This is a genomic window from Nocardia sp. NPDC049220, assembly GCF_040647855.1.
In the GTDB taxonomy this organism is placed as follows: domain Bacteria; phylum Actinomycetota; class Actinomycetes; order Mycobacteriales; family Mycobacteriaceae; genus Nocardia.
This window is the reverse complement of sequence record NZ_JBEZDA010000013.1, coordinates 112,898-131,915: the sequence shown is the minus strand read 5'-3', so window position 1 is coordinate 131,915 and position 19,018 is coordinate 112,898. Positions and strand designations below refer to the sequence as shown.

At 65.6% G+C, this 19,018-nt stretch carries 19 protein-coding genes and 2 pseudogenes; 11 read left to right on the top strand and 10 right to left on the bottom strand.

Annotated features, from left to right (window positions below; translation table 11 throughout):
* Nucleotides 1-10: 10 nt before the first annotated feature.
* The 6 genes and pseudogenes from AB0C34_RS24340 to AB0C34_RS24315 all read right to left on the bottom strand — a co-directional run bounded on the left by AB0C34_RS24340 (nucleotide 11) and on the right by AB0C34_RS24315 (nucleotide 5,131).
* Nucleotides 11-1,141 carry a HAMP domain-containing sensor histidine kinase gene (locus tag AB0C34_RS24340; protein ID WP_357077193.1) on the bottom strand — a complete coding sequence of 377 codons (1,131 nt, stop codon included), beginning with the start codon at nucleotides 1,139-1,141 and terminating at the stop codon, nucleotides 11-13.
* Nucleotides 1,107-1,817: a response regulator transcription factor gene (locus AB0C34_RS24335; protein ID WP_357077190.1), complete on the bottom strand. Its 711-nt coding sequence runs from the start codon at nucleotides 1,815-1,817 to the stop codon at nucleotides 1,107-1,109. Before AB0C34_RS24335 ends, AB0C34_RS24340 begins: the two co-directional genes overlap by 35 nt.
* Nucleotides 1,818-2,174: 357 nt before the next feature.
* Nucleotides 2,175-2,462, bottom strand: coding sequence for a hypothetical protein (locus AB0C34_RS24330; RefSeq protein WP_357077187.1), 288 nt, complete (start codon nucleotides 2,460-2,462; stop codon nucleotides 2,175-2,177).
* A 630-nt stretch (nucleotides 2,463-3,092) separates the two neighbouring features.
* A pseudogene (locus AB0C34_RS24325) lies at nucleotides 3,093-3,877 on the bottom strand (RNA polymerase sigma factor SigF).
* On the bottom strand, nucleotides 3,867-4,340 hold the full coding sequence (locus AB0C34_RS24320) for an anti-sigma factor (protein ID WP_357077184.1): 474 nt from the start codon (nucleotides 4,338-4,340) through the stop codon (nucleotides 3,867-3,869). Before AB0C34_RS24320 ends, AB0C34_RS24325 begins: the two are co-directional and overlap by 11 nt.
* A 371-nt stretch (nucleotides 4,341-4,711) precedes the next feature.
* Nucleotides 4,712-5,131: an STAS domain-containing protein gene (locus AB0C34_RS24315; RefSeq protein WP_357077182.1), complete on the bottom strand. Its 420-nt coding sequence runs from the start codon at nucleotides 5,129-5,131 to the stop codon at nucleotides 4,712-4,714.
* Between the two features lie 385 nt (nucleotides 5,132-5,516).
* Here AB0C34_RS24315 and AB0C34_RS24310 point away from each other — a divergent pair, with 385 nt between their 5' ends.
* From AB0C34_RS24310 to AB0C34_RS24265, 10 genes and pseudogenes are all read left to right on the top strand, one after another.
* A complete protein-coding gene (locus tag AB0C34_RS24310; protein ID WP_357077179.1) occupies nucleotides 5,517-6,080 on the top strand; it encodes a hypothetical protein in 564 nt (187 codons plus the stop codon).
* On the top strand, nucleotides 6,081-6,335 hold the full coding sequence (locus AB0C34_RS24305) for a BON domain-containing protein (protein ID WP_357077177.1): 255 nt from the start codon (nucleotides 6,081-6,083) through the stop codon (nucleotides 6,333-6,335). It begins immediately after the preceding gene.
* A 5-nt stretch (nucleotides 6,336-6,340) separates the two neighbouring features.
* Entirely contained in the window at nucleotides 6,341-7,060 is a 720-nt protein-coding gene (locus AB0C34_RS24300; protein WP_357077174.1) for a metallophosphoesterase, read from the top strand.
* 144 nt (nucleotides 7,061-7,204) lie between these two features.
* On the top strand, nucleotides 7,205-8,149 hold the full coding sequence (locus AB0C34_RS24295; protein WP_357077171.1) for a glycosyltransferase: 945 nt from the start codon (nucleotides 7,205-7,207) through the stop codon (nucleotides 8,147-8,149).
* A gap of 141 nt (nucleotides 8,150-8,290) precedes the next feature.
* Entirely contained in the window at nucleotides 8,291-8,632 is a 342-nt protein-coding gene (locus AB0C34_RS24290; protein ID WP_357077168.1) for a hypothetical protein, read from the top strand.
* Nucleotides 8,633-8,933: 301 nt separating this feature from the next.
* Nucleotides 8,934-10,013: a glycosyltransferase family 9 protein gene (locus AB0C34_RS24285; protein WP_357077165.1), complete on the top strand. Its 1,080-nt coding sequence runs from the start codon at nucleotides 8,934-8,936 to the stop codon at nucleotides 10,011-10,013.
* The gene (locus AB0C34_RS24280; protein WP_357077162.1) at nucleotides 10,010-10,207 is read left to right on the top strand and encodes a hypothetical protein; all 198 of its coding nucleotides are present in this window, start codon (nucleotides 10,010-10,012) and stop codon (nucleotides 10,205-10,207) included. The genes AB0C34_RS24285 and AB0C34_RS24280 overlap by 4 nt, the downstream gene beginning before the upstream one ends.
* Nucleotides 10,208-10,574: 367 nt before the next feature.
* Nucleotides 10,575-10,751, top strand: a complete 177-nt coding sequence (locus AB0C34_RS24275) for an IPT/TIG domain-containing protein (RefSeq protein ID WP_357077160.1) — start codon at nucleotides 10,575-10,577, stop codon at nucleotides 10,749-10,751.
* 2 nt (nucleotides 10,752-10,753) lie between these two features.
* Nucleotides 10,754-10,981, top strand: a pseudogene (locus tag AB0C34_RS24270) (IPT/TIG domain-containing protein); the annotation flags it as partial.
* 28 nt (nucleotides 10,982-11,009) lie between these two features.
* The gene (locus tag AB0C34_RS24265) at nucleotides 11,010-11,789 is read left to right on the top strand and encodes an IPT/TIG domain-containing protein (protein WP_357077157.1); all 780 of its coding nucleotides are present in this window, start codon (nucleotides 11,010-11,012) and stop codon (nucleotides 11,787-11,789) included.
* A gap of 259 nt (nucleotides 11,790-12,048) precedes the next feature.
* On the opposite strand, the gene AB0C34_RS24260 is transcribed toward AB0C34_RS24265, so the two are convergent.
* The 4 genes from AB0C34_RS24260 to AB0C34_RS24245 form a co-directional block, all read right to left on the bottom strand.
* A complete protein-coding gene (locus AB0C34_RS24260) occupies nucleotides 12,049-12,909 on the bottom strand; it encodes an SDR family oxidoreductase (RefSeq protein ID WP_357077154.1) in 861 nt (286 codons plus the stop codon).
* A 111-nt stretch (nucleotides 12,910-13,020) separates the two neighbouring features.
* On the bottom strand, nucleotides 13,021-14,058 hold the full coding sequence (locus AB0C34_RS24255; protein WP_357077151.1) for a PP2C family serine/threonine-protein phosphatase: 1,038 nt from the start codon (nucleotides 14,056-14,058) through the stop codon (nucleotides 13,021-13,023).
* A 449-nt stretch (nucleotides 14,059-14,507) separates the two neighbouring features.
* Entirely contained in the window at nucleotides 14,508-15,185 is a 678-nt protein-coding gene (locus AB0C34_RS24250; RefSeq protein WP_357077148.1) for a pentapeptide repeat-containing protein, read from the bottom strand.
* A 172-nt stretch (nucleotides 15,186-15,357) separates the two neighbouring features.
* On the bottom strand, nucleotides 15,358-16,854 hold the full coding sequence (locus AB0C34_RS24245; protein WP_357077146.1) for an NAD(P)/FAD-dependent oxidoreductase: 1,497 nt from the start codon (nucleotides 16,852-16,854) through the stop codon (nucleotides 15,358-15,360).
* A 352-nt stretch (nucleotides 16,855-17,206) separates the two neighbouring features.
* On the opposite strand from AB0C34_RS24245, the gene AB0C34_RS24240 reads away from it, so the two are divergent.
* Nucleotides 17,207-18,601, top strand: a complete 1,395-nt coding sequence (locus tag AB0C34_RS24240) for an amino acid permease (RefSeq protein ID WP_357077143.1) — start codon at nucleotides 17,207-17,209, stop codon at nucleotides 18,599-18,601.
* The last annotated feature ends 417 nt before the right edge of the window (nucleotides 18,602-19,018 follow it).

The following is a 19,018-nucleotide window of genomic DNA, read 5'->3' as shown; positions in this document are numbered from 1 at the left end:
TACGGTCGTGTTACGGATGGATGTCGTCCAACCGGGGCAGGCGCACCACGAACCGTGCGCCACCGCCGGGACGCTCCGTGCATTCGACCCGGCCGCGATGAGTGGCGACGGTCTCGGCGACCAATGCGAGGCCGATGCCGGTCCCGGTGACCGAACGACGCGCGTTGTGGCCGGTCGCGAACCTTTTGAAGATGCGGATCCGATCTGTGGGCACTACACCAGGGCCCGCGTCGTCGACGGTGATCACCGCGTCGGTGCCCTCGCGGCTCGCGGTAACCGCCACCACACCGCCGCCGTGTCGATCCGCGTTGTGCAGCAAATTGGCCACCGCGCGCTCCAGCTCCAACTTGCGACCGCGCACGGTGACGTCCTGGGCCACCGTCAGCAGCTCCGCCGGATAGCGTCGATCGGCCAGCGTGTGGGTCAACAGATCACGGACCGACAACGGCTCGGCGTCGCCGTGGTGCATACCCGCCTCGACACGGGCGAGGGCGAGCAAGTCGTCCAGCAGCCTGCGCAGGTGGTCGACCTCGTCGCTGACCAGGCCGAGCGCGCGCCGCGAGCGCTCCGGCAGATCGTCGCGGTGCCGATTGAGCACGTCGACGCTGGCCATCAACGTCGTCAGCGGTGTACGCAACTCGTGGCTGACATCGCCGAAGAGCCGGTGTTCGCGCACTATGCGGCGCTGCAGCGAGTCCACCATCGTGTTGAACGACTCCACGGTGGTCGCCAGATCCGGGTCCCGGGTGGCCGACAGCCGCAAGTCCAGATCGCCGGAGGCGATGCGTGCTGCCGTCCCGGCGAGCTGGTGCAGCGGAGTGAGCACGCGTCTACTCGCCCACCACCCCACGCCGGCGGCGATCAGCGTCACCACTACAGCACCCGCGATCAGCACATTACGCAGTAACTCCAGGTTCGAATCGAGGTCGCCGATCTGCTCGGTGCTCGTATGCGGTCGCTCTGCCTCCAGGTAGCTGCGGCTGATGACGAACACCGAGACGGCGAGCACAAGCGACGCCAGCGCGGCAATCGCCGCGAACGCAGCGGTCACCCGGCCGCGCAGGCTCCAGGCATTCGGGTTCCAGCGCTTCGCGTCGAGGATGCGCTCAGCGTTGAACATCGAGGCGGTAGCCGAGCCCACGCACCGTCACCACAATGCGCGGATCCGACGGATCCCGTTCGATCTTGGTGCGCAACCTGCGCATATGGACGTCCACAATGCGCTCGTCGCCGAAGAACCCACGATCCCACACCCGCTCGAGCAGGACCGTGCGGCTCAGCACTCGGCCAGGCGCCTCCGCCAGCTCGCACAACAGCCGGAACTCGGTGAGCGTGAGCCGGATCTCCTCGTCGCCGCGCCGGACGACCCCGCTGTCCTGCGCGAGCACCAGCGGGGTCATGTCGTCGGCGTCGAGAACGACCTCCTGTGGCGTCTCGCGCTCGGCGCTCAACCGCGCGCGGCGGCGCACCGCGCGCATCCGGGCGGTGATCTCCTTGATCTCGAACGGCTTGGTGACGAAATCATCAGCGCCCGCCTCCAGCGCCGCCACCACGTCATGGGTGTCGTCCCGTGCGCTCACCACAATGATCGGCACATCATGGTCGCGGCGAATTTCCCGAATACATTCGAATCCGTCCATACCGCCGAGCATCAGGTCGACGATCATCACATCGGGGACGCCATTGCTTCGTAGATGGGTGAGTGCGTCCTCGGCTTCCTCTGCCTCGTCGACGTCGTAACCCTCGTCCTCCATGGCGAGTCGTAATGCGCCACGGACCCGGTCGTCGTCTTCTACGATCATCAGGTTTGCGCTCAAAGACCTTATCCCTTGCAGACACGCGGACGTGCGCAACGATGAGGAGAATCGCATCCCCAGACCGACGCGACATTCCGCTTTCGAGCAACCTTGCCTCGTCTGATGTACCCGATGATACCGGCCAGTAAACGTCCGACGGTCCGGCGAAGAGCCGTGCACAGCCGTCGGTGGCCGCGATTCCTATGGGTGCTCGGCCGATGAAGATCGGTCACTGACAGGCGCTCCGCGGCCTGCTGCGCCGGCTATCGTTCGCAACGCGTTACAGGCCCGGGAACCGGGTATGGAACCAGGTCGGCACACACGAATCCACGTTGATCCGACAACCGTTCATCACTCACTACGGATACGACAGGCCGGTCACCATCGCGGGATGTTCGGATGCTCGAGGCGGTTGAAGTTGCTCGGTGTCCCGTCAGGTCGCCGATCCTGATAGCGAAAATGCAATTGCCGCGCATCGAATGTGGCGAACCATTCATCCCAACCCACGGTGCGTAGGACGGCGCCACCGTACCCGGGGAAGTCGAAGCGCAGGACCCCCAGTCGCCCGTTGTATTCGCTGCCGGGCAGGGTCGCGGGGCGGGCTCCACGCTGTTCGGCCCATCGACGAATCACGTCATGATTCGTCGTAATGCGGGTGTCGTTCATGCGCTCCGGTCGCCGTGCAGGGGAGGAGACTTCCGGTACGGATCTCGGCCACCGCGAACTGCCCGACTCGGGGTTCCGGGTGCCTGGTCGTCGCTGATCGTTCATGACGAACTCCTCGGAGCCGTAGGCGTCGTTTGTCCGGCTCCCCTTCACGTACCCCACGTCGTCGGGGCGCAAACCGTACGCATCGGCTACCCATCGATCCCCGGTTCTACTGATTCGACACGGGGTGGGCGGGTACCCCGAAGGCATCCCGCGGTGCGATCCGTCGCTGAGGCGACCTGTGTTTATCGAAGCCTGACGCTGTCCGCGGACGTCACATCGGGACACATCGCCCGAGCGATGAGGAGACGCATGAACATGACCCGTCCGGCGCCACCCGATCCCAGCCCGATTCCGCCGGAACCGGCCCCCGCTCCGGCGCCACCGGTGCCTCCCGAACCTGCACCGCCTGATCCACAGCCCGTCCCGCCGCGCCCGGGACCGGCCCCGGAACCGCCGCTACCGCCAGGACCCGATCCGTTCCCGGCCCCCGATCCACGGCCGCCAGGGCCGGCACCGGATCCCGTGCCACCGGATCCGCTGTAACCGCGGCTTTTCACCGCCCGGATGCGTCGTGCTGTTCGTGTGTCAATCCCGCAAGACTTGGTCGCGCAACTGGTGCAACGTTCGGGACAGAATGCGTGACACATGCATCTGAGAGACGCCCAGCCGGTCCGCGATCTGGGTTTGCGTCAGCGATTCGAAGAACGCATCACCAGGACCTGCCGTTCACGCTCGGGCAGCTCCTCGATCAGCGGTCGGACAGCCACGTAATCCTCCACCACGTGGTAGGACGTCTCCTCGGTGCCGAGACTTTCCAGCAGCGGAAATGGCGGGTTGTCGATGTCGTCGCCCGCGACTGCATCGATGGAGGAGCACTGGTAGGCGTTGCCCGCGATGAGGGCCTGGGTCACTTCCACCAGATCCAGGTCCAACTGCGCGGCGATCTCTCTGGCCCGGGGTATCCGGCCGAGCCGCTGGGACAGCGTCTCCACTGTGGCGCCGATACCGAGCTGGATCTCCTTGACCCGGCGGGGCACTCGCACCGCCCAGGTGTTGTCCCGGAAATGCCGGCGTACCTCACCCATGATGGTCGGTACCGCGAAGGAGAGAAAAGACGAACTGCGGGTGACGTCAAAGCGGTCCGCCGCTTGGACGAGGCCGAGGCGCGCGACCTGCAACAGGTCATCGAAGTTCTCGCCGCGGCCGGAGAATTTTCGGGCGATGTGCTCGGCCAGCGGTAGGCACCGGCCGATCAATTCCGATCGCAAGACCAGTCGGCGCGAATCGTCGGCATCCATCGCGGCGATATTGTCGAACAGTGGCTCGATATTGTCGTAGCTGTCGCCACGCGATCTCGATTCACCACGCATCCGGCGCACCCCGGACCCAACTGAAGTCCACGATGGTCGGATACCCGCGCAATACTCCGTCATAGGGGCTTTGCACCGTGGCGATCGACTCGGTCAGTGTTCGGATGATGTGCCAGCCGAAGTCGCTTTCGTCTACCACTGAGGCCGAGCCCGCGATCGAAGAGGCGTGGACGAACATTTGGTCGGTGTCGTAGGTGAAATCGCAATCGATTGTCGAACCGGGGACGGCGTCCAGGATGAGCGAAGTAGCCACCTCGTCCAACGCCAGCCGAATATCGGTCACCTCATCGAGCGCGAAATCCGCGATAAGAGCGACTGTTTCCGCGAGTGCCCGCAACATAGTCAGCTGCTCCAACCGCGCAGGCACGCGCACACCGACCGTTGTCGTGTCGGTCGAGGATCGGGAAGTCCACTTCCCCATGCCCATCACCACCTTGTTCTCGCAGTCGGCCGGGGCGATCACACACCGCTCCTGACACCGCGCGACAGCCGACACACCGCGTTCCTCACCACGAGACGTACCCGCCGCATGGTGCTCGAAACGCCGACGATCCGAGCCGGCCATGAGTCCACCCGTCGGTGACGCCGACGTAGTACCGGAAGTGCCGACCACCCGTTCCCACTCGTCGGTCATGAAGTCGGCCACCCACGATCACTGGCGGACGCTACCGGTCGTGGCTTTGATCCGGTGCCCGCGGGAGAACAGTCCACGTCTCGATGGACGTCGCAAGCGCACTCGGGACCTCGGCCGCGTCCGCCAGATTCTAGAGACTCAGCAGGAACTCCGTGGTCGGCGCTGTCAACGTCAGAACGGGACAGCTTGGGCAGGGTGGCTCAGGTGTCCAGCGCTGCGCGCATCGACGGATACCGGTGAAACAGCCGCCGAACATCGGTGACCTCGAGGGCACGCTCGACCGCCTGGCACCCCGATACGATGCGCAGGTCGGGCCCCCCGCGGGTGTCTCGGGTTCGTTTCACCGCGCCCAGTGCGGCCGCGACCCGCAGACTGAGGAATCGTGCGGCGCGCAGATCGACGACAATGGCATGACAATCCGACTCTGCCGCCTTGTTGACCGCACGGAAGAACTCGGCGTATGCGGCGGCATCCAGCTCGCCTTCGACCCGGACCACGACACATTCTCGCTGGCGGTCCACGTACTGCGTCCACAGTCGCGCGTTCCGGCGGTGCTTCGGCCCCGAACCGTTTCGGTGCACTCCGTCGGCGTGCTCCCGAAGCAAAGAGATGGCGGACATACTGAACCTCCCGTACAAGGGGGGATTTCCAGTCCTACGCGACAGAGCGGCGGTCCGCGGAAGGGAGTCGAAGGCGAGGTCGTCGCTACCCTCCGCCGATCGACACGCCCGAGACTGTGCTCGCGAGTCGAACCGGGTTCGGCTGTAGTCTCAACCTGCGTACAGTCTGTCATGGTCCGGTTCCGCTGTCACAGGTTCAGACGGGAAGGGCTGCGGCGGATCGATGCCGCTCTGCCCAATGGGCGCACGATCGCACGGCAGCCAGCGTCGATCGCAGGTCATCTCCGCGTGCATCCTGGTCGGACCCGTCGATTGGCCTAATCTGGTCGGTCTCATCCCCGGTCTGCCTACGATTAACCGTCAAGCCCCCGGGTACCACCGCAGCATGGCCGCGACCATCGACCGATTGCTGCACGCGCTGACCCGTGCGGTGAACTCGTTGTCCGGCGCGGACATCAAATTCGCGGTAGCAGGTGGCTGCGCCGTGTACGCCCGCGGCGGCCCGATCTCGCAGCATGATGTGGACATCTTCGTCAAGCCGCAGGACGCGTCGCGGGCGGTTCAGATGATGGCCCGCAGTGGACTGCGAGTGTGTGATCCGCCGGAGGATTGGCTCCGCAAGGTGTACGACGGGGATGTTCTGATCGATGTGATCTTCCGACCGAACGATCGAGAAGTGACCGACGAATTGCTCGATCGTGCCACTGTGATGCGGATCGGACCGACCGCGGCGCCGGTGATCAGTGGCACCGACCTCATGGTGGACAAGATTCTGGTCTTCGACGCGCATCGGCTCGACCTCAGCCCAGTGCTGCACATCGCTCGTGACGTGCGCGAACAGGTGGACTGGACGCAGGTGCGCGCCCGCACAGCCGGGTCGCCGTACGCCAGGGCGTTCCTCGGACTACTCGATGACCTCGGCATCACCGACACGCGGAAGGTGGACTGAATGGAGCAACCCCAGTACCTCGTCGCCCACCTGCGCAGGGCGCTCGCCGAGGATCCGCGAACCGCCGAGCTCGGAGTGCACGTGACGATTCGCGGCGAAGTGGTCGTGCTCGGCGGCGAAGTGAGCAGCGAGAGCGTCAAACAGCAGGTGGAAACCGTAGTGCGTGAACTGCTTCCGCACGCACGGATCCACAACGATCTGCACGTCACACAACACGCCGCGCCCACGGACAGCGAAGACCTCGGAAGGGGTTGAACGGCATGCGAATCGCGGCGGTCGGCGATGTCCACCTGGGCGCGGAGTCTCGCGGTCAATACCGGTCCGCGATGCGCGAGTTGCCCCAGCGCGCCGACATCCTCCTGTTGGCCGGTGACTTGACCCGGCATGGCGCCCTCGACGAAGCCGAGGTCGTCGCGGCGGAGTTCAGCGACATCGGCGTCCCGGTCGTCGCGGTGCTCGGCAACCACGACCACCACAGTGATGTCGAGCAGGACATCGCAAAACTGCTCACCGACCATGGCATCACCGTGTTGGAAGGAACGGCGGCGCGTTTCGAGATCGACGGGCACAGTCTCGGGGTAGCCGGCACCAAGGGCTTCGGCGGTGGATTCGCCGGAAAATGTGCGAGCGTCTTCGGGGAGCGACTGATGCGCGAATTCGCCAGACATACGGTGGATCTCGCGGAATCATTGAGCGACGCGCTCGCCGAATCGGACACCGACATCACGGTCGCACTGACCCACTACTCCCCGGTCAGTGACACCTTGCACGGTGAACCGCGCGAGATCTACCCATTCCTCGGCTCCTACCTGCTCGGTGAGGCGATCGACGCCAGCGGTGCCGACCTGGCACTGCACGGACACGCACACGCGGGCGCCGAACGTGGCACCACCCCGGGGGGCATCCGGGTGCGCAATGTAGCCCAGCCGGTCATCCGTTCCGCGTACGCCGTCTACGAATTGCACCCGAACGCGGACTGATCGACGCGGACCACATTTCCTCGCGGACACCCGTTTCGGACCAGGCGGCTCGGGCATTCGACAGGCATGGAAGCTCCGACGACTCATTCGAACGGGGCGACGAGACCGCTCAACGTCCTCGTCTGGCATGTGCACGACTCCTGGATGACCTCGTTCGTACGGGGCCGGCACCGGTATCTGGTGCCGTGCGACGGCGAACGCGGCGAATGGGCGCGGGGCAGATGCGGTCGCGCGTGGTCTCCCAACGCCATTGAGATCGCACCCGCCGATCTCGCCGATGAAGACATCGACATCGTCGTCCTGCAACGCCCGCACGAATTGGACCTGGTATCCGAATGGCTGGGCCGCGCGCCCGGCACGGACCTGCCCGCGATCTACCTCGAGCACGACCCGCCGACCGAGCACGCGGCGCTCACGCGGCATCCGCTGGCAGACCGAACCGATGTCCAGCTCGTGCACGTCACGCACTTCAATCGACTCATGTGGGACAACGGGCGGTGTCCGACCTCGGTCATCCCGCACGGGGTGCTCGATCCGGGGCATCTGTACACCGGAGAACTCTCACGAGCGGCGACGATCATCAACGAGCCGGTGCAGCGCTGGCGAATTACCGGCACCGATCTGCTTGGTCCGTTATCCGACGCCGCGCCGATCGACGTCTATGGTACAGGCACCGAACAGCTGCATGCGGCGCTGTGCGTCGAACCACGGCGGGTGTGCGGCCTCGGCGATCTGGCCCAGGACCGTTTGCACGCCGAATTGGCGCGCCACCGGGTATTCGTGCACATACCCCGCTGGACCTCGCTGGGGATGTCGGTGATCGAGGCAATGTATCTCGGGATGCCGATCGTCGCGCTCGGCACCACTGAGGCCTCGGCTTCCATTCCGGCCGAGGCGGGTGTCGTGTCTACCGAACCGGAAATCCTCACCGAGGCGATCCGACTATTTCTGCACGAACCCATGTTCGCCCAACTGACCGGCAAAGCGGCCAGGCACTGGGCCCAAGCCAATTTCGGGATCGAGGAGTTCGTCGCCAACTGGGATCGCCTCCTCACCGAATCCGCCCGTCGACAACACGCGACCGGCTGAGTGGCCGCAACAGGTCACTCGACGGGACAACGCAGGTCGTAGCCGCCGCAGGACAGCTCCCACGGCGACCGGTTGCTCGGCGGCGAAAGGGGTAATCGGTCGAACGCGCACTGTGTGGATTCAGTACGAAAGGACACTCTCATGCCTCACGGAACCAACGAACCGGCTCGGGAGTACGACCGCACCGAGCATCGCCCGCGCCCAGAACAGAGTTTTCCGGACTACACCAGAACCTATCGGCCGCATGCGGGTGAATCCATTCAGGACGCTCGAAACTGGCCGGGGATAATCCTGTTCGCGGTCAGCATCGTCACCGTCGGACTCACCTTGACCGCCGCGGGCTACGGCTTCGAAGGTTGGGCAATCATCGCAGGCCTCGTCGCAGCGGTATGTCTGTGCTTCGGTGTCTTTCTGATCGCGGCCGAACACCGTCGGGTCAAGGCATACGAAGGACGCGCGTTGAGTGATCCGGGCGGCCACTGATTCGGTGCCGCACACCAGGGCGCGAATTACTACGCTGACGCTACCGCGGTATCCACGAGTTCGTGTGCGGGGCCAGGCCGATCCGCACAGCACTCTGTCAACGAGCCTTTCGGTTGTCCTGACACCCGAATTGCACGACGCCGCCCCCGAAACCGGAACAGCGGTGCGGAACAGGTTTCAGACGACGGACTCGGGGCATTGCCGAGATACGACTGCTCCACCGTACGGGCCGATGTTGTCTAGCGTGAAAGACGGTCGAACAGAGAATGATCGGGCCCTGATCAGGACGAAAGGGTGATCGATGGACGGCTGTCGTGCCGAAACCGACGGCCTGCCCGCGGCGCTGCTCGCCCGCGCCGACTTGCCGACGGCGTACAAGCGAGACGAACGTTCCCGGACTTGTGGCAACGTCGACCGACCCACCGCAGGACACGCGCACGTGATATTAGTGCTGCGCGCACTCGGCCTCGGTGACCTGCTGACCGCGGTACCTGCCCTGCGGGCGCTCCGTGCCGCCCGCCCACGAGACCGGTTGGTGTTGGCGGCGCCGGGTTGGCTGAGACCTGTCGTCGATCTGGCCGATTGCGTGGACGAGTTACACGCCACCCCGATGGCGGGGGCGTTGCGCTGGAACGCCGCGCCACCCTCGATCGCGGTCAATCTGCATGGCGCCGGCCCGGCAAGCATCGCCGATCTGCTCGCGACCGGTCCGCAACAGCTGATCACCTATCGACACGCGGACTTTCCGCTGGTGCCCGGACCACCGTGGCCCACAGACGTGCACGAGACCAGCCGCTGGTGCATGCTGCTCGAGTCGGCCGGGATCCCGGCTGATCCGACTCGGCTCGACCTCGACCCCCCACCGGGCACGTCCAGCACGCGCGCGCACATCGTCGTGCACCCGGGTGGCAGCTCGCCCGCCAGGCAATGGCCCGCAACACGGTTCGCCACGGTAATCGCGAATCTGCGGGAGTGGGGCTACCCGATCATGGTGACCGGCAGTGCCAACGACGCGGCCCTCGCCCAGTTCGTCGCCGAACGCGCAGGGCTGCCCCGCCACGCCGCCGTAGCGGGAGAACTGACGCTCGGCCAACTCGCCACCACGATTGCGAGCGCTGCCCTGGTGGTGAGCGGCGATACCGGCGTCGGGCACCTGGCCACCGCATTCGGAACGCCATCGGTGCTCGTCTTCGGACCGAACCCGCCCGAGTGGTGGGGACCACCCTCACACCGGCAGCGCCACACCGCGCTGTGGGCAGGGCACGCGAGCGATCCGCACGCCGCCGAACCAGATCGCGGTCTCCTGATGATCAACGCCGCCGAAGTAGCGGCAGCTGCCGACCGGCAGCTGGCAGCCTGGAATTGTGAGGCACGAGTATGACAACCCACCACCTCCAGAACGTAGCCGATCTGCTGCTCGTGCAACACAGTCGAATGCGAGAACTGGTCGATGACATGCTGCTGGGCGCTTCGAGCACCGATCAGCAGGAGTCGCTGAAGGAATTGGCACGTTTGCTCGCCGTCCACGAGGCCACTCAGGCCGATTTCCTGCACAGCGCGGTGCACGCCGGGTAGTTGCTCTGCTGGGATCGAGTTGGCCGGACCCACAGGCGACTACGCGCCCGACACCGTACTTCAGTCACGGTGGTCTTCATTCGCGGATGAGCATCCGTTCAATCCAGATACTCGACCGACTCCACGGGAATTTCGAGTGGGCTTGGCGAGAATACGCCCAGATGTATGGGAAAGAGACGAAAACGGACAGGCAGAGGCCTTGTCCGGCAACGGGTTCAGGGGCGTTAATGGAAAAGGGCGTGCCGCCATCGGAATCGGGCCATCAATTCGGTCGAGGATCGACATCGGCTAGGACGGCAATCGCCACGTCGTGGCAGGCTCGCCGACAGAGATGCGGTCGGGGTCATATCGACAAGGAGGCAGCGTCGTGCCTATTTCTCCCAGCCAGGGGGCGACCGGAGGCGGGACCACCGTCGCCATCACTGGCACGAACCTCGGTGGCGCCACCGCCGTGCACTTCGGTTCCAAGTTGGCCACTATCACCGCTGACACGACTACATTGATCACCGCTGTCTCGCCGTCCGGGCGGGCGCTGTCCCGGTAACCGTGACCACGGAGGGCGGGATCAGCAACCCGGTGTCGTACTTCTATGTCGGGACGCCGTTCATCGGCCCTCTGTCGTCGGTCTCCGGGGTCACCGCCGGCGGCAACACAGTGACCATCACCGGTACGGGTCTGTCCACCGCCGCCGCCGTGCACTTTGGCGCCGCATCCGCGATCCCGACTGTGGTGAACGACAGCCAAGTGACCGTCGTCGCCCCCGCAGGGACCGGGACGGTGTCGGTCACGGTCACCACCGCAGGTGGAATCAGCAACGGCCTGTCCTACACCTACGTGCCGGTGCCCACCTTGGCTTCGGTCTCACCGAGTTCGGGGTCGGTGCTCGGGGGGACCTCGATCACCCTCACCGGGCACCGGCTTCACCGGTACCAGTGCGGTTCGCTTCGGTGCCACCGCGGCGACATCGTTCACCGTCGTCTCCCCCACCCAGATCACCGCGGTCGCCCCCGCAGGAACGGGAACGGTGTCGGTCACGGTCACCACCACAGGCGGAACCAGCAACGGCCTGTCCTACCCCTACGTGCCGGTGCCCACCCTGGCCTCGGTCTCACCGAGTTCGGGTTCGGCGCCCGGGGGGACCTCGATCACCCTCACCGGCACCGCGTTCGCCGGCGCCACCACAGTCAGTTTCGGCGCCACCGGGGCGCCCTTCACCATCGTCTCCGCCACCCAGATCACCGCGGTCGCTCCCGCGGGGACCGGGACGGTGTCGGTCACGGTCACCACCGCAGGCGGCACCAGCAACGGCCTGTCCTACACCTACGTGCCGGTGCCCACCCCGACTTCGGTCTCACCAAGTACCGGGCTGTTGGTTGGGGGAACCTCGGTGACCCTCACCGGCACCGGATTCACCGGCACCACCGCGGTTCGTTTTGGCGCCACCGCGGCGACATCTTTCACCGTCAACTCCAGTACACAGATCACCGCGGTCGCCCCCTCCGGACCCCTGCTCGGCGCGGTGTCGGTCACGGTCACCACCGCCGGCGGCACCAGCAACGGGCTGTCCTTCGTCTATATCTGATGGTGTCGCGGGCGGTGGTGCCCTGAGCCTTCCGCTCGCCGGAGATCGAGGACGCCGCTCGACAAGGTTGCGACCGCCGTCCTCGCCGGGGCGAACTATTACATGGTTCGTCCGGTTCGGTGGCGTAGCAGCAGCGCACGGACACGCCTCGATGTGCGCCCACGTTGGATCAGAAGGCACTGGTGCAACAAGTTCGAACACCGCACGACGACAGCGAGAATGGTTACCAGCGGTGGAACCCAGGTGGTCCGGGTCGGTGTCAGGGTGTGGACGCCGGGGCCTTCTGGTCGATGTAGCGGGTCATCGCCCAGTTCAGACCACGCATCGCCAGGGTGTAGGCAGGCGGGAAGTAGCGCTGCGCCCAGAAACCGACCCGAATGTCGTGCGAGGTGAAGACCAGGTATCTGTCGCGCTCGACACCGCGCATGATCGACCGCGCGGCCGCCTCCGGGGTGACCGCGTGTCGCATGAACAGCGACATGCCGCGTCGCACCGCCTCGGTGGTGCGGTCCACGCCCGCGATGTCGAGGCTGTCGACCATCGGCGTCGACATCGCCCCTGGGCAAACGAGGCTCACTCCGATGCCGTAACGGCGCAGGTCGAACCGCAGCACCTCGGACACTCCGCGCAGGCCGAACTTGCCCGCGCTGTAGGGCGCGTGCCAGGGCAGACCGAACAACCCCGCAGCCGACGACACGTTCACGATGTGGCCGCCTCGACCTGCCGCGATCATCGGCGGCACGAACTCCTCGATCACATGGATCGGCCCCATCAGGTCGATGTCGATGGTGCGCCGCCACTGCTGGTGGGTCAGTCGGTCGACAGTGCCCCACGTCGCGATGCCCGCGACATTCATGACGATGTCGACACTGCCGACTTCGGCGTGGACAGCGGCTGCCAGCGCGACCACCTGGTCGTAGTCGCTGATGTCGGCGGGTGCGACAAGGTGAACGGTCGCGCCCGCCGCACGCGCGGCGTTGGCGGTCCGGTGCAGACCGTCCTCGGTGATGTCGGTCAGGACGAGGGCAGCACCCTTGGCTGCGGCCGCGAGTGCCGTGCTACGGCCGAGGCCGCTGGCCGCCCCGGTGATCAAACACTTCTTGCCACCGAACTGGGTCATAGTGGACGACCATACGCAGCCATCGAGGCCGCTGTCCACCAAGACGACAACACTGTCTCAGACACAATTCGGCTACGGTTCGCGCCGGATTACCCTGGCCTACTTCGAGTTTCACGGTCCCTGGCGTTGTGGCACCGGAACCAATGCGACGGTGACGTTGTCGCCACCGCCCGAGCGCAACGCGAACTCGACGAGGCCCCGGGCGACGTCGATGGGTGCCGCCTCCGCTACCCGACTTGTCAGAGTGGCTGGGTCGGGAAGATAGTTCCACAGGCCGTCGGAGCACAGCAGGAGCCGGCCGGGACCGGTCGTCCGCACGACCTGGACGCAATTGTCCGCCCACGGCTCGAGCGGGCTGTCCGCGCCGAGCCATCGGATGAGGGTGTGCGCCCGCGGATCGTTCATGGCATCGCTTTCGTCCAGCGCGCCCGCGTCGACCAAGGCTTGGGCCCACGAGTCGTCGACACTCAGCCGTTGCGACGGGGCGTTCCCCGGCCCGTCCGTCGGTTCCGCGGGCAGCCAGTACGCTCGACTGTCGCCGACATTGGCGACGGTGATCTCGACCGGCTGCGCACCACGCGGCACGATCGCGCACACGTAGGTGCAGGATGGCGCCGGGCCGCCTGCGACGTCGACCTCGCGGACCGCCTGCGCGGCCGCGGCGAGCCCGGCCATGATCGCGTCGGCCGGAAACTGCCCTGCCGCCAGCGCGGCGACCGTCGCATGCACTCCGGCGCGCACCGCCGCACCGGAGGCCACTTGCGGCTGGGCGGAAGTGGATACACCGTCACTCACCGCGATCACCGTGGCCGCGGAGCGACCGGCGGCCGCGCCGTCGAACACCGCGGTTGCCACGGAGTCCTCGTTTCGCGTGTGCACAAGTCCACGATCGGTGATCACCGCCACCGCCCCGAGATCCGCCTCGAAGCGATCGAGCCCCGCCTCGGGTTGACCGCAGTCCACGCAGCGCCGTTCGGCGTCGTATCGGTCGCCGCCACACCTCGCGCAGGGGCCGAGTGGCTTCGCATCGTGATTCGGCAGTGCGATGTACTGGTAGCCGAGTTCGAGGCCACAGAAAGGACAGGTGTTGCCGTCGAAGCCGCTATTCGCGCATCCGGCGCAGCGGAAGTCGACCCCCGCGTCGCTCATCGGTATATCCACACGCGCGCGCCTGCCGATTCGGAGACACCCTGCGTAACCAGTCCGCGCGGCCGTATCCACAACGGCCCGCTGCTGGTGCGAGGTTTCACACCTTCCTCCTTCTCATCCCCGGCACGGCGACTTCGATGGCGATAGTACGGGAACCTTCCCAGCGTCAGATGCACAGCGGGGTCGAGTCGCCTCGGCCGATTGTCCGATGTCGGATACGCCTGCGGCACGCGCACGTAGGCGCACCCGGTTCGATCACATGGGATACCGAACACGCCTGCGCGGCGCGCTTGGGCGCCGCGACCGATCCAGCCCAGTGCCCAGGGCGGCCGTCAGCCAGGCGGAACGTCCTCGGCGAAGTGGTTGTGCCGAGAACGGGCGTATCGCCGAAACGACCAACTCGGTCACCAAGTTTCACCGTGCGGCAGGCAGATCGACCACCGAGCCGCTCAGTCTGTGACGGTGATACCCACTGTTCGCGCGAACGCCGGTGCGAGGTCGATCAGTTGTATCGTGCTGATCGTCGCGCCGCGCAAGGAGTCGAGTCCACCGCTGATGTCGAGGGTGGACGCACCACGCAGATCCACATCCGACAGCCGAGCCTTGTGCAACGACAGGCCACCCAACCGCGATCCGGGGACCGTGATCTCGGTGAGGGCGGCATCACCGAAGTCGCAGTCACACAGCACACAATCGATGAAGGACACCTCGCGCAGCCGGGCAGCACGGAAGGTGACCGAGTCGAACTTGCATCCCTCGAACCGCATCCGGCGCAGGTTCGCGCCCCCGAAATCGACGCCGGACAAAGCAGCGGAGACCAGTTCGCCGTCCATCCAGACGGTGTCAGCGAGTTCGGTGCCCACCCAGCGGACATTGCGCAACCACACATCGGCGAACCGCGTATATCGCATGCTCCCTCCGGTAATCACCGTCGAGGTGAACACAGACTGGCTGAACCGAGCGTTCTGCACATCAAGTTCGTCGAACCGGCCGCCATCGACCCGAACACAGTCGTAGTCGCCTTCTGGCTCCAAATCGCCTTCCGAGGCGACGAGGTATTGCGCATAGGGCAGGTCGTGCAACTCGCGCGCCATGCGTTCCTCCAGTTCATCGCGGTTGTCGGTCACCACTCGAGTACGCGCAATATATTGCCGTACAGTCGGTTACAGCATGCTGTGCAGAGCGGACCCGCAGTTTCTTCCCCACGCCGGCCGCGGAGATCATGGGGCCGTTCTCCCCGACGGCGATGCTGTGCGCGTTGTCCGCACTCGCGCCGGGCGCGTCGCCACATTGACGCGCTCAGGCGCTGCGGGAACCTCCCAATGGATGCGCTGTCTGGGCACGACCGAAGGTGAGCACTCCGTCCTCGAGCGCGCCCTTGCGCAGTAGCTGACGGTCCCGGAAGTAGTTGTTGATCACCTGCCACGGTCCATTGGTGCCTTGACGCGGCATCACCGCGTCACCGCGCCGGATGTAGCCTGAGGTCAGGGCGCCGCCCATCACCGACTCCGGAGAGCGGTCGCCCTCCCCGGCGACCGCCTCGACCCAGGTGTAGCCATGCCGCTTCATGTGATTGAGTACACGGCAGAAGTATTCAGCGGCGAGGTCGGCCTTCAGCGTCCACGAGGCGTTGGTATAGCCGAGCACCATCATCGCGTTCGGTACGCCATCGAGCAGCGCGCCCTTGTAGACCACCCGGTCGCGGGTAAGTACGGGCTCACCATCTATCTCCAGGCTTGCGCCTCCCAGCATCTGCACACTCAGGCCGGTCGCGCTGATGACGATGTCGGCGGTCAGTTCCTCGCCGGAGATCAAGCGGATGCCGGTCTCGGTGAACGTTTCGATACGGTCGGTGACGATGGACGCCTTGCCACTGCGCAGCACCTTGAACAGATCACCGTTGGGCACTATGCACAGGCGTTGGTCCCACGGGGCGTAACTCGGGGTGAAGTGGCGCAGGTCGACATCCGAGCCGACTTGCCTGCGGACCGCACCGAGCAGCAGTCTCTTGGCTGCTTGCGGATTGGATCGGGAGAGCTGGAAACTCGCACGCTGCAACGCGATATTGCGGGCGCGACCGATCCGATAGGCCACCGCCGCGGGCACTCGCGCCAGCTTCAAACCGACGGCCACCGGGTCGTCGGCGGGCAGTGCGGTGATGTAGGTCGGCGAGCGCTGCAGCATCGTGACATGTGCCGCGTCATCGCTCATGGCTGGGATCAAGGTGATCGCGGTGGCGCCGGACCCGATCACGACAACCCGCTTGCCGGTGTAGTCGAGGTCTTCGGGCCAGTGCTGCGGGTGCACGATCCGCCCACCGAAGTTCTCCTCACCGGGAAACTGCGGCCGATAGCCATTGTCGTAGTCGTAATAGCCGGTGCAGCCGACCACGAAATCACAGGTGTAGACCTCGTTTTCACCAGTGCGTTCGTTATACGCTTCGATCGTCCATCGGCTCGCCCGGCGGGACCAGCGCGCCGTGGTCACCTTACGTCCGAACCGGATGTGCTCGGTGACGCCGTACTCGGCGGCGGTCTCCTCGATGTACTGACGGATACGCGGTCCGTCGGCGAGCACCTTGGTGCCGTTCCATGGACGGAAGCCGTAGCCGAAGGTATACATATCCGAGTCGGATCGAATTCCGGGATACCGGAACAGATCCCAGGTGCCACCGACCGCTGACCTGCGCTCCAGGATGACGTAGCTGCGTCCAGTGCGCTCTTTGGTCAGATGGCAGGCCATGCCGATTCCGGACAGTCCGGCACCAATGATCAGTACTTCGACATGCAGCGTCATCGGGTACTCGTTTCGTCGGGTCGGCACGGACACCTTCGGCCGAGCGCTGCCGCCAGATTACGTGTTATCTACAGTTACGTCTAGTCGCGCCTGGGACGCTTTCACACGGCTCCGCGTCACACCTTTTCGTGTCCGGTTACCTGCACGCACTGGTTCCGGGCGTGCGTCTTGCCGAATGCAGCGCCTCGACCCCAGCGAGCACGGCGGCGGCGGCGCACCGTCGAACAGCTCAACGCCGCGCTGTCGACACGGACGCAAACACCCCGGTAATCGGCGCAATTCCGAGCGCGGCGACAATGATTACCGATCCGGCCTCCGGCCGCGACCGGAAAGTCGACGTCTTAAGGGAATCATGACCAGTACATCCGCCCGGCGATGGCGTCGCCGCCTGCCCGACACCGCGATAACCGAGGCAGGCGCGCCAACGCTCGCGCGCAGGCTCGGACGGCTCGATCTCACCGCTATGGGCGTCGGCACTATCGTCGGCGCGGGGATCTTCGTCATCACCGGCGTCGCCGCCGCCGAAAAGGCCGGCCCCGCAATCATTTTGTCGTTCATCCTGGCTGGAACGGTCTGCGCATTGGTGGCACTGTGCTATAGCGAACTCGCGGCGATGGTGCCGGTGTCGGGCAGCGCCTATACCTACACCTACGCGACACTCGGGGAAGGTCCGGCGTTTCTGGTCGGATGGAACCTGCTGCTGGAGTTCATTATCGCCGGTGCCGCCGTGGCGATCGGCTGGTCGGGAACCACCGTGTCAGCACTGGACTCGATGTTCGGCATCACCGTCCCGAAGGCGCTCGCCGCCGGGCCCGCCGAAGGCGGCGTGGTGAACCTGCCCGCCATGCTGATCATCGCGGCGATCGTCGTGGTACTGGTCGGCGAAGTGACGCTCACAGCGCGGATCACCAAAGCGCTGGTAACGGTAACCATCGGTGTGCTCGTGCTGGTGGTGGCCGTCGGAGCGCCACACGTCGATATCGGCAATTGGACGCCATTCGCACCGTTCGGGCTCGGTGGCGTCATCGGCGGCGCGGCGATCGCGTTCTTCGCGTTCCTCGGCTTCGACGTCGTGGCCGCGTCGGCGGAGGAAGCGCGTGACCCGCGCCGGGACGTGCCATTCGCCATCATCGGTACGGTGCTGATCGCGACGCTGCTCTACGCGCTGGTCAGCGCGGTACTCACCGGTATCGCGCCGTTCGCGGAGCTGAACAACGGAGCACCGATCGCGACCGCGTTCGGCGGACTGCACATCGGCTGGATCGGCAACGTCATTGTGGTCGCGTCGATCATCGCGCTCAGCAAGGGCCTACTGATGGTCGTGTACGCGCAGGTGCGGCTGATGTTCGCGATGTGCCGCGACCGGCTGCTCCCGTACGGACTCGCGGTGACCGGCAAGCGCTCGACCCCGACACGGCTGACACTGGTGCTCGGCGTGCTCGGCGCGATGGTCGCGGGCTTACTGCCGATCGATATCGTGGTCGAACTGGTGAACATCGGCGCGTTGTCGGCGTTCGCGGTGGTGTGTGTCGGTGTACTGGTGCTGCGCCGGATGGAACCGGATCGCGAACGACCGTTTCGGACCCCGTTCGTCCCGCTGGTTCCAATTCTCGCGCTGACCGGCTGCGCCCTGCTCGCGACCACGCTCGACGCGCTCACCTGGGTGCGGTTCGCAGTATGGGTGCTCGTCGGACTCGCGGTCTATTTCGGTTACGGGCGCAAACGCTCCACGCTCGTCGAAGGATGACGCGCCGCTGAGCGGCCCCGGTCAGGGAATCTCACGGCCGATAGCCCTGGACGCACCACGTGTCCGCACAAGTTGCACATCTGCATCGCATGCCAAGGCATCAACCTTGCCCGGTGGCACCGCTGGACACTCCGGCATCGCCGTGCGGATCGGTGCGCTGAACCGACTCGAGCGTGTCGAGGTCGACATGATCTGCGGCTGCGCCGATCGCGCCGCGCCGCACTTGATGCAAGGCTGCGCGGAATGTGGAATTCCGTAGCGGCGCAACTATTTTCACAATGGCATCGACTGCACTGCCGGTTCCACGTGAATCAGCTCCGGGTGGACGCGCGCAACGGCTGTGCCCCTGATCGCCCAATCCCGGCGAACAACCGTTGCCGCGGTCACATCGTCTCGCCGCAGCACGGGCGTCTAGGG

Coding starts and splice junctions, on each gene's coding strand:
- AB0C34_RS24330 (WP_357077187.1), bottom strand. CDS start 2,462: ATGAACGACACCCGCATTACGACGAATCATGACGTGATTCGTCGATGG.
- AB0C34_RS24315 (WP_357077182.1), bottom strand. CDS start 5,131: ATGTCCGCCATCTCTTTGCTTCGGGAGCACGCCGACGGAGTGCACCGA.
- AB0C34_RS24310 (WP_357077179.1), top strand. CDS start 5,517: ATGGCCGCGACCATCGACCGATTGCTGCACGCGCTGACCCGTGCGGTG.
- AB0C34_RS24305 (WP_357077177.1), top strand. CDS start 6,081: ATGGAGCAACCCCAGTACCTCGTCGCCCACCTGCGCAGGGCGCTCGCC.
- AB0C34_RS24300 (WP_357077174.1), top strand. CDS start 6,341: ATGCGAATCGCGGCGGTCGGCGATGTCCACCTGGGCGCGGAGTCTCGC.
- AB0C34_RS24295 (WP_357077171.1), top strand. CDS start 7,205: ATGACCTCGTTCGTACGGGGCCGGCACCGGTATCTGGTGCCGTGCGAC.
- AB0C34_RS24290 (WP_357077168.1), top strand. CDS start 8,291: ATGCCTCACGGAACCAACGAACCGGCTCGGGAGTACGACCGCACCGAG.
- AB0C34_RS24285 (WP_357077165.1), top strand. CDS start 8,934: ATGGACGGCTGTCGTGCCGAAACCGACGGCCTGCCCGCGGCGCTGCTC.
- AB0C34_RS24280 (WP_357077162.1), top strand. CDS start 10,010: ATGACAACCCACCACCTCCAGAACGTAGCCGATCTGCTGCTCGTGCAA.
- AB0C34_RS24260 (WP_357077154.1), bottom strand. CDS start 12,909: ATGACCCAGTTCGGTGGCAAGAAGTGTTTGATCACCGGGGCGGCCAGC.
- AB0C34_RS24255 (WP_357077151.1), bottom strand. CDS start 14,058: ATGAGCGACGCGGGGGTCGACTTCCGCTGCGCCGGATGCGCGAATAGC.
- AB0C34_RS24245 (WP_357077146.1), bottom strand. CDS start 16,854: ATGACGCTGCATGTCGAAGTACTGATCATTGGTGCCGGACTGTCCGGA.
- AB0C34_RS24240 (WP_357077143.1), top strand. CDS start 17,207: ATGACCAGTACATCCGCCCGGCGATGGCGTCGCCGCCTGCCCGACACC.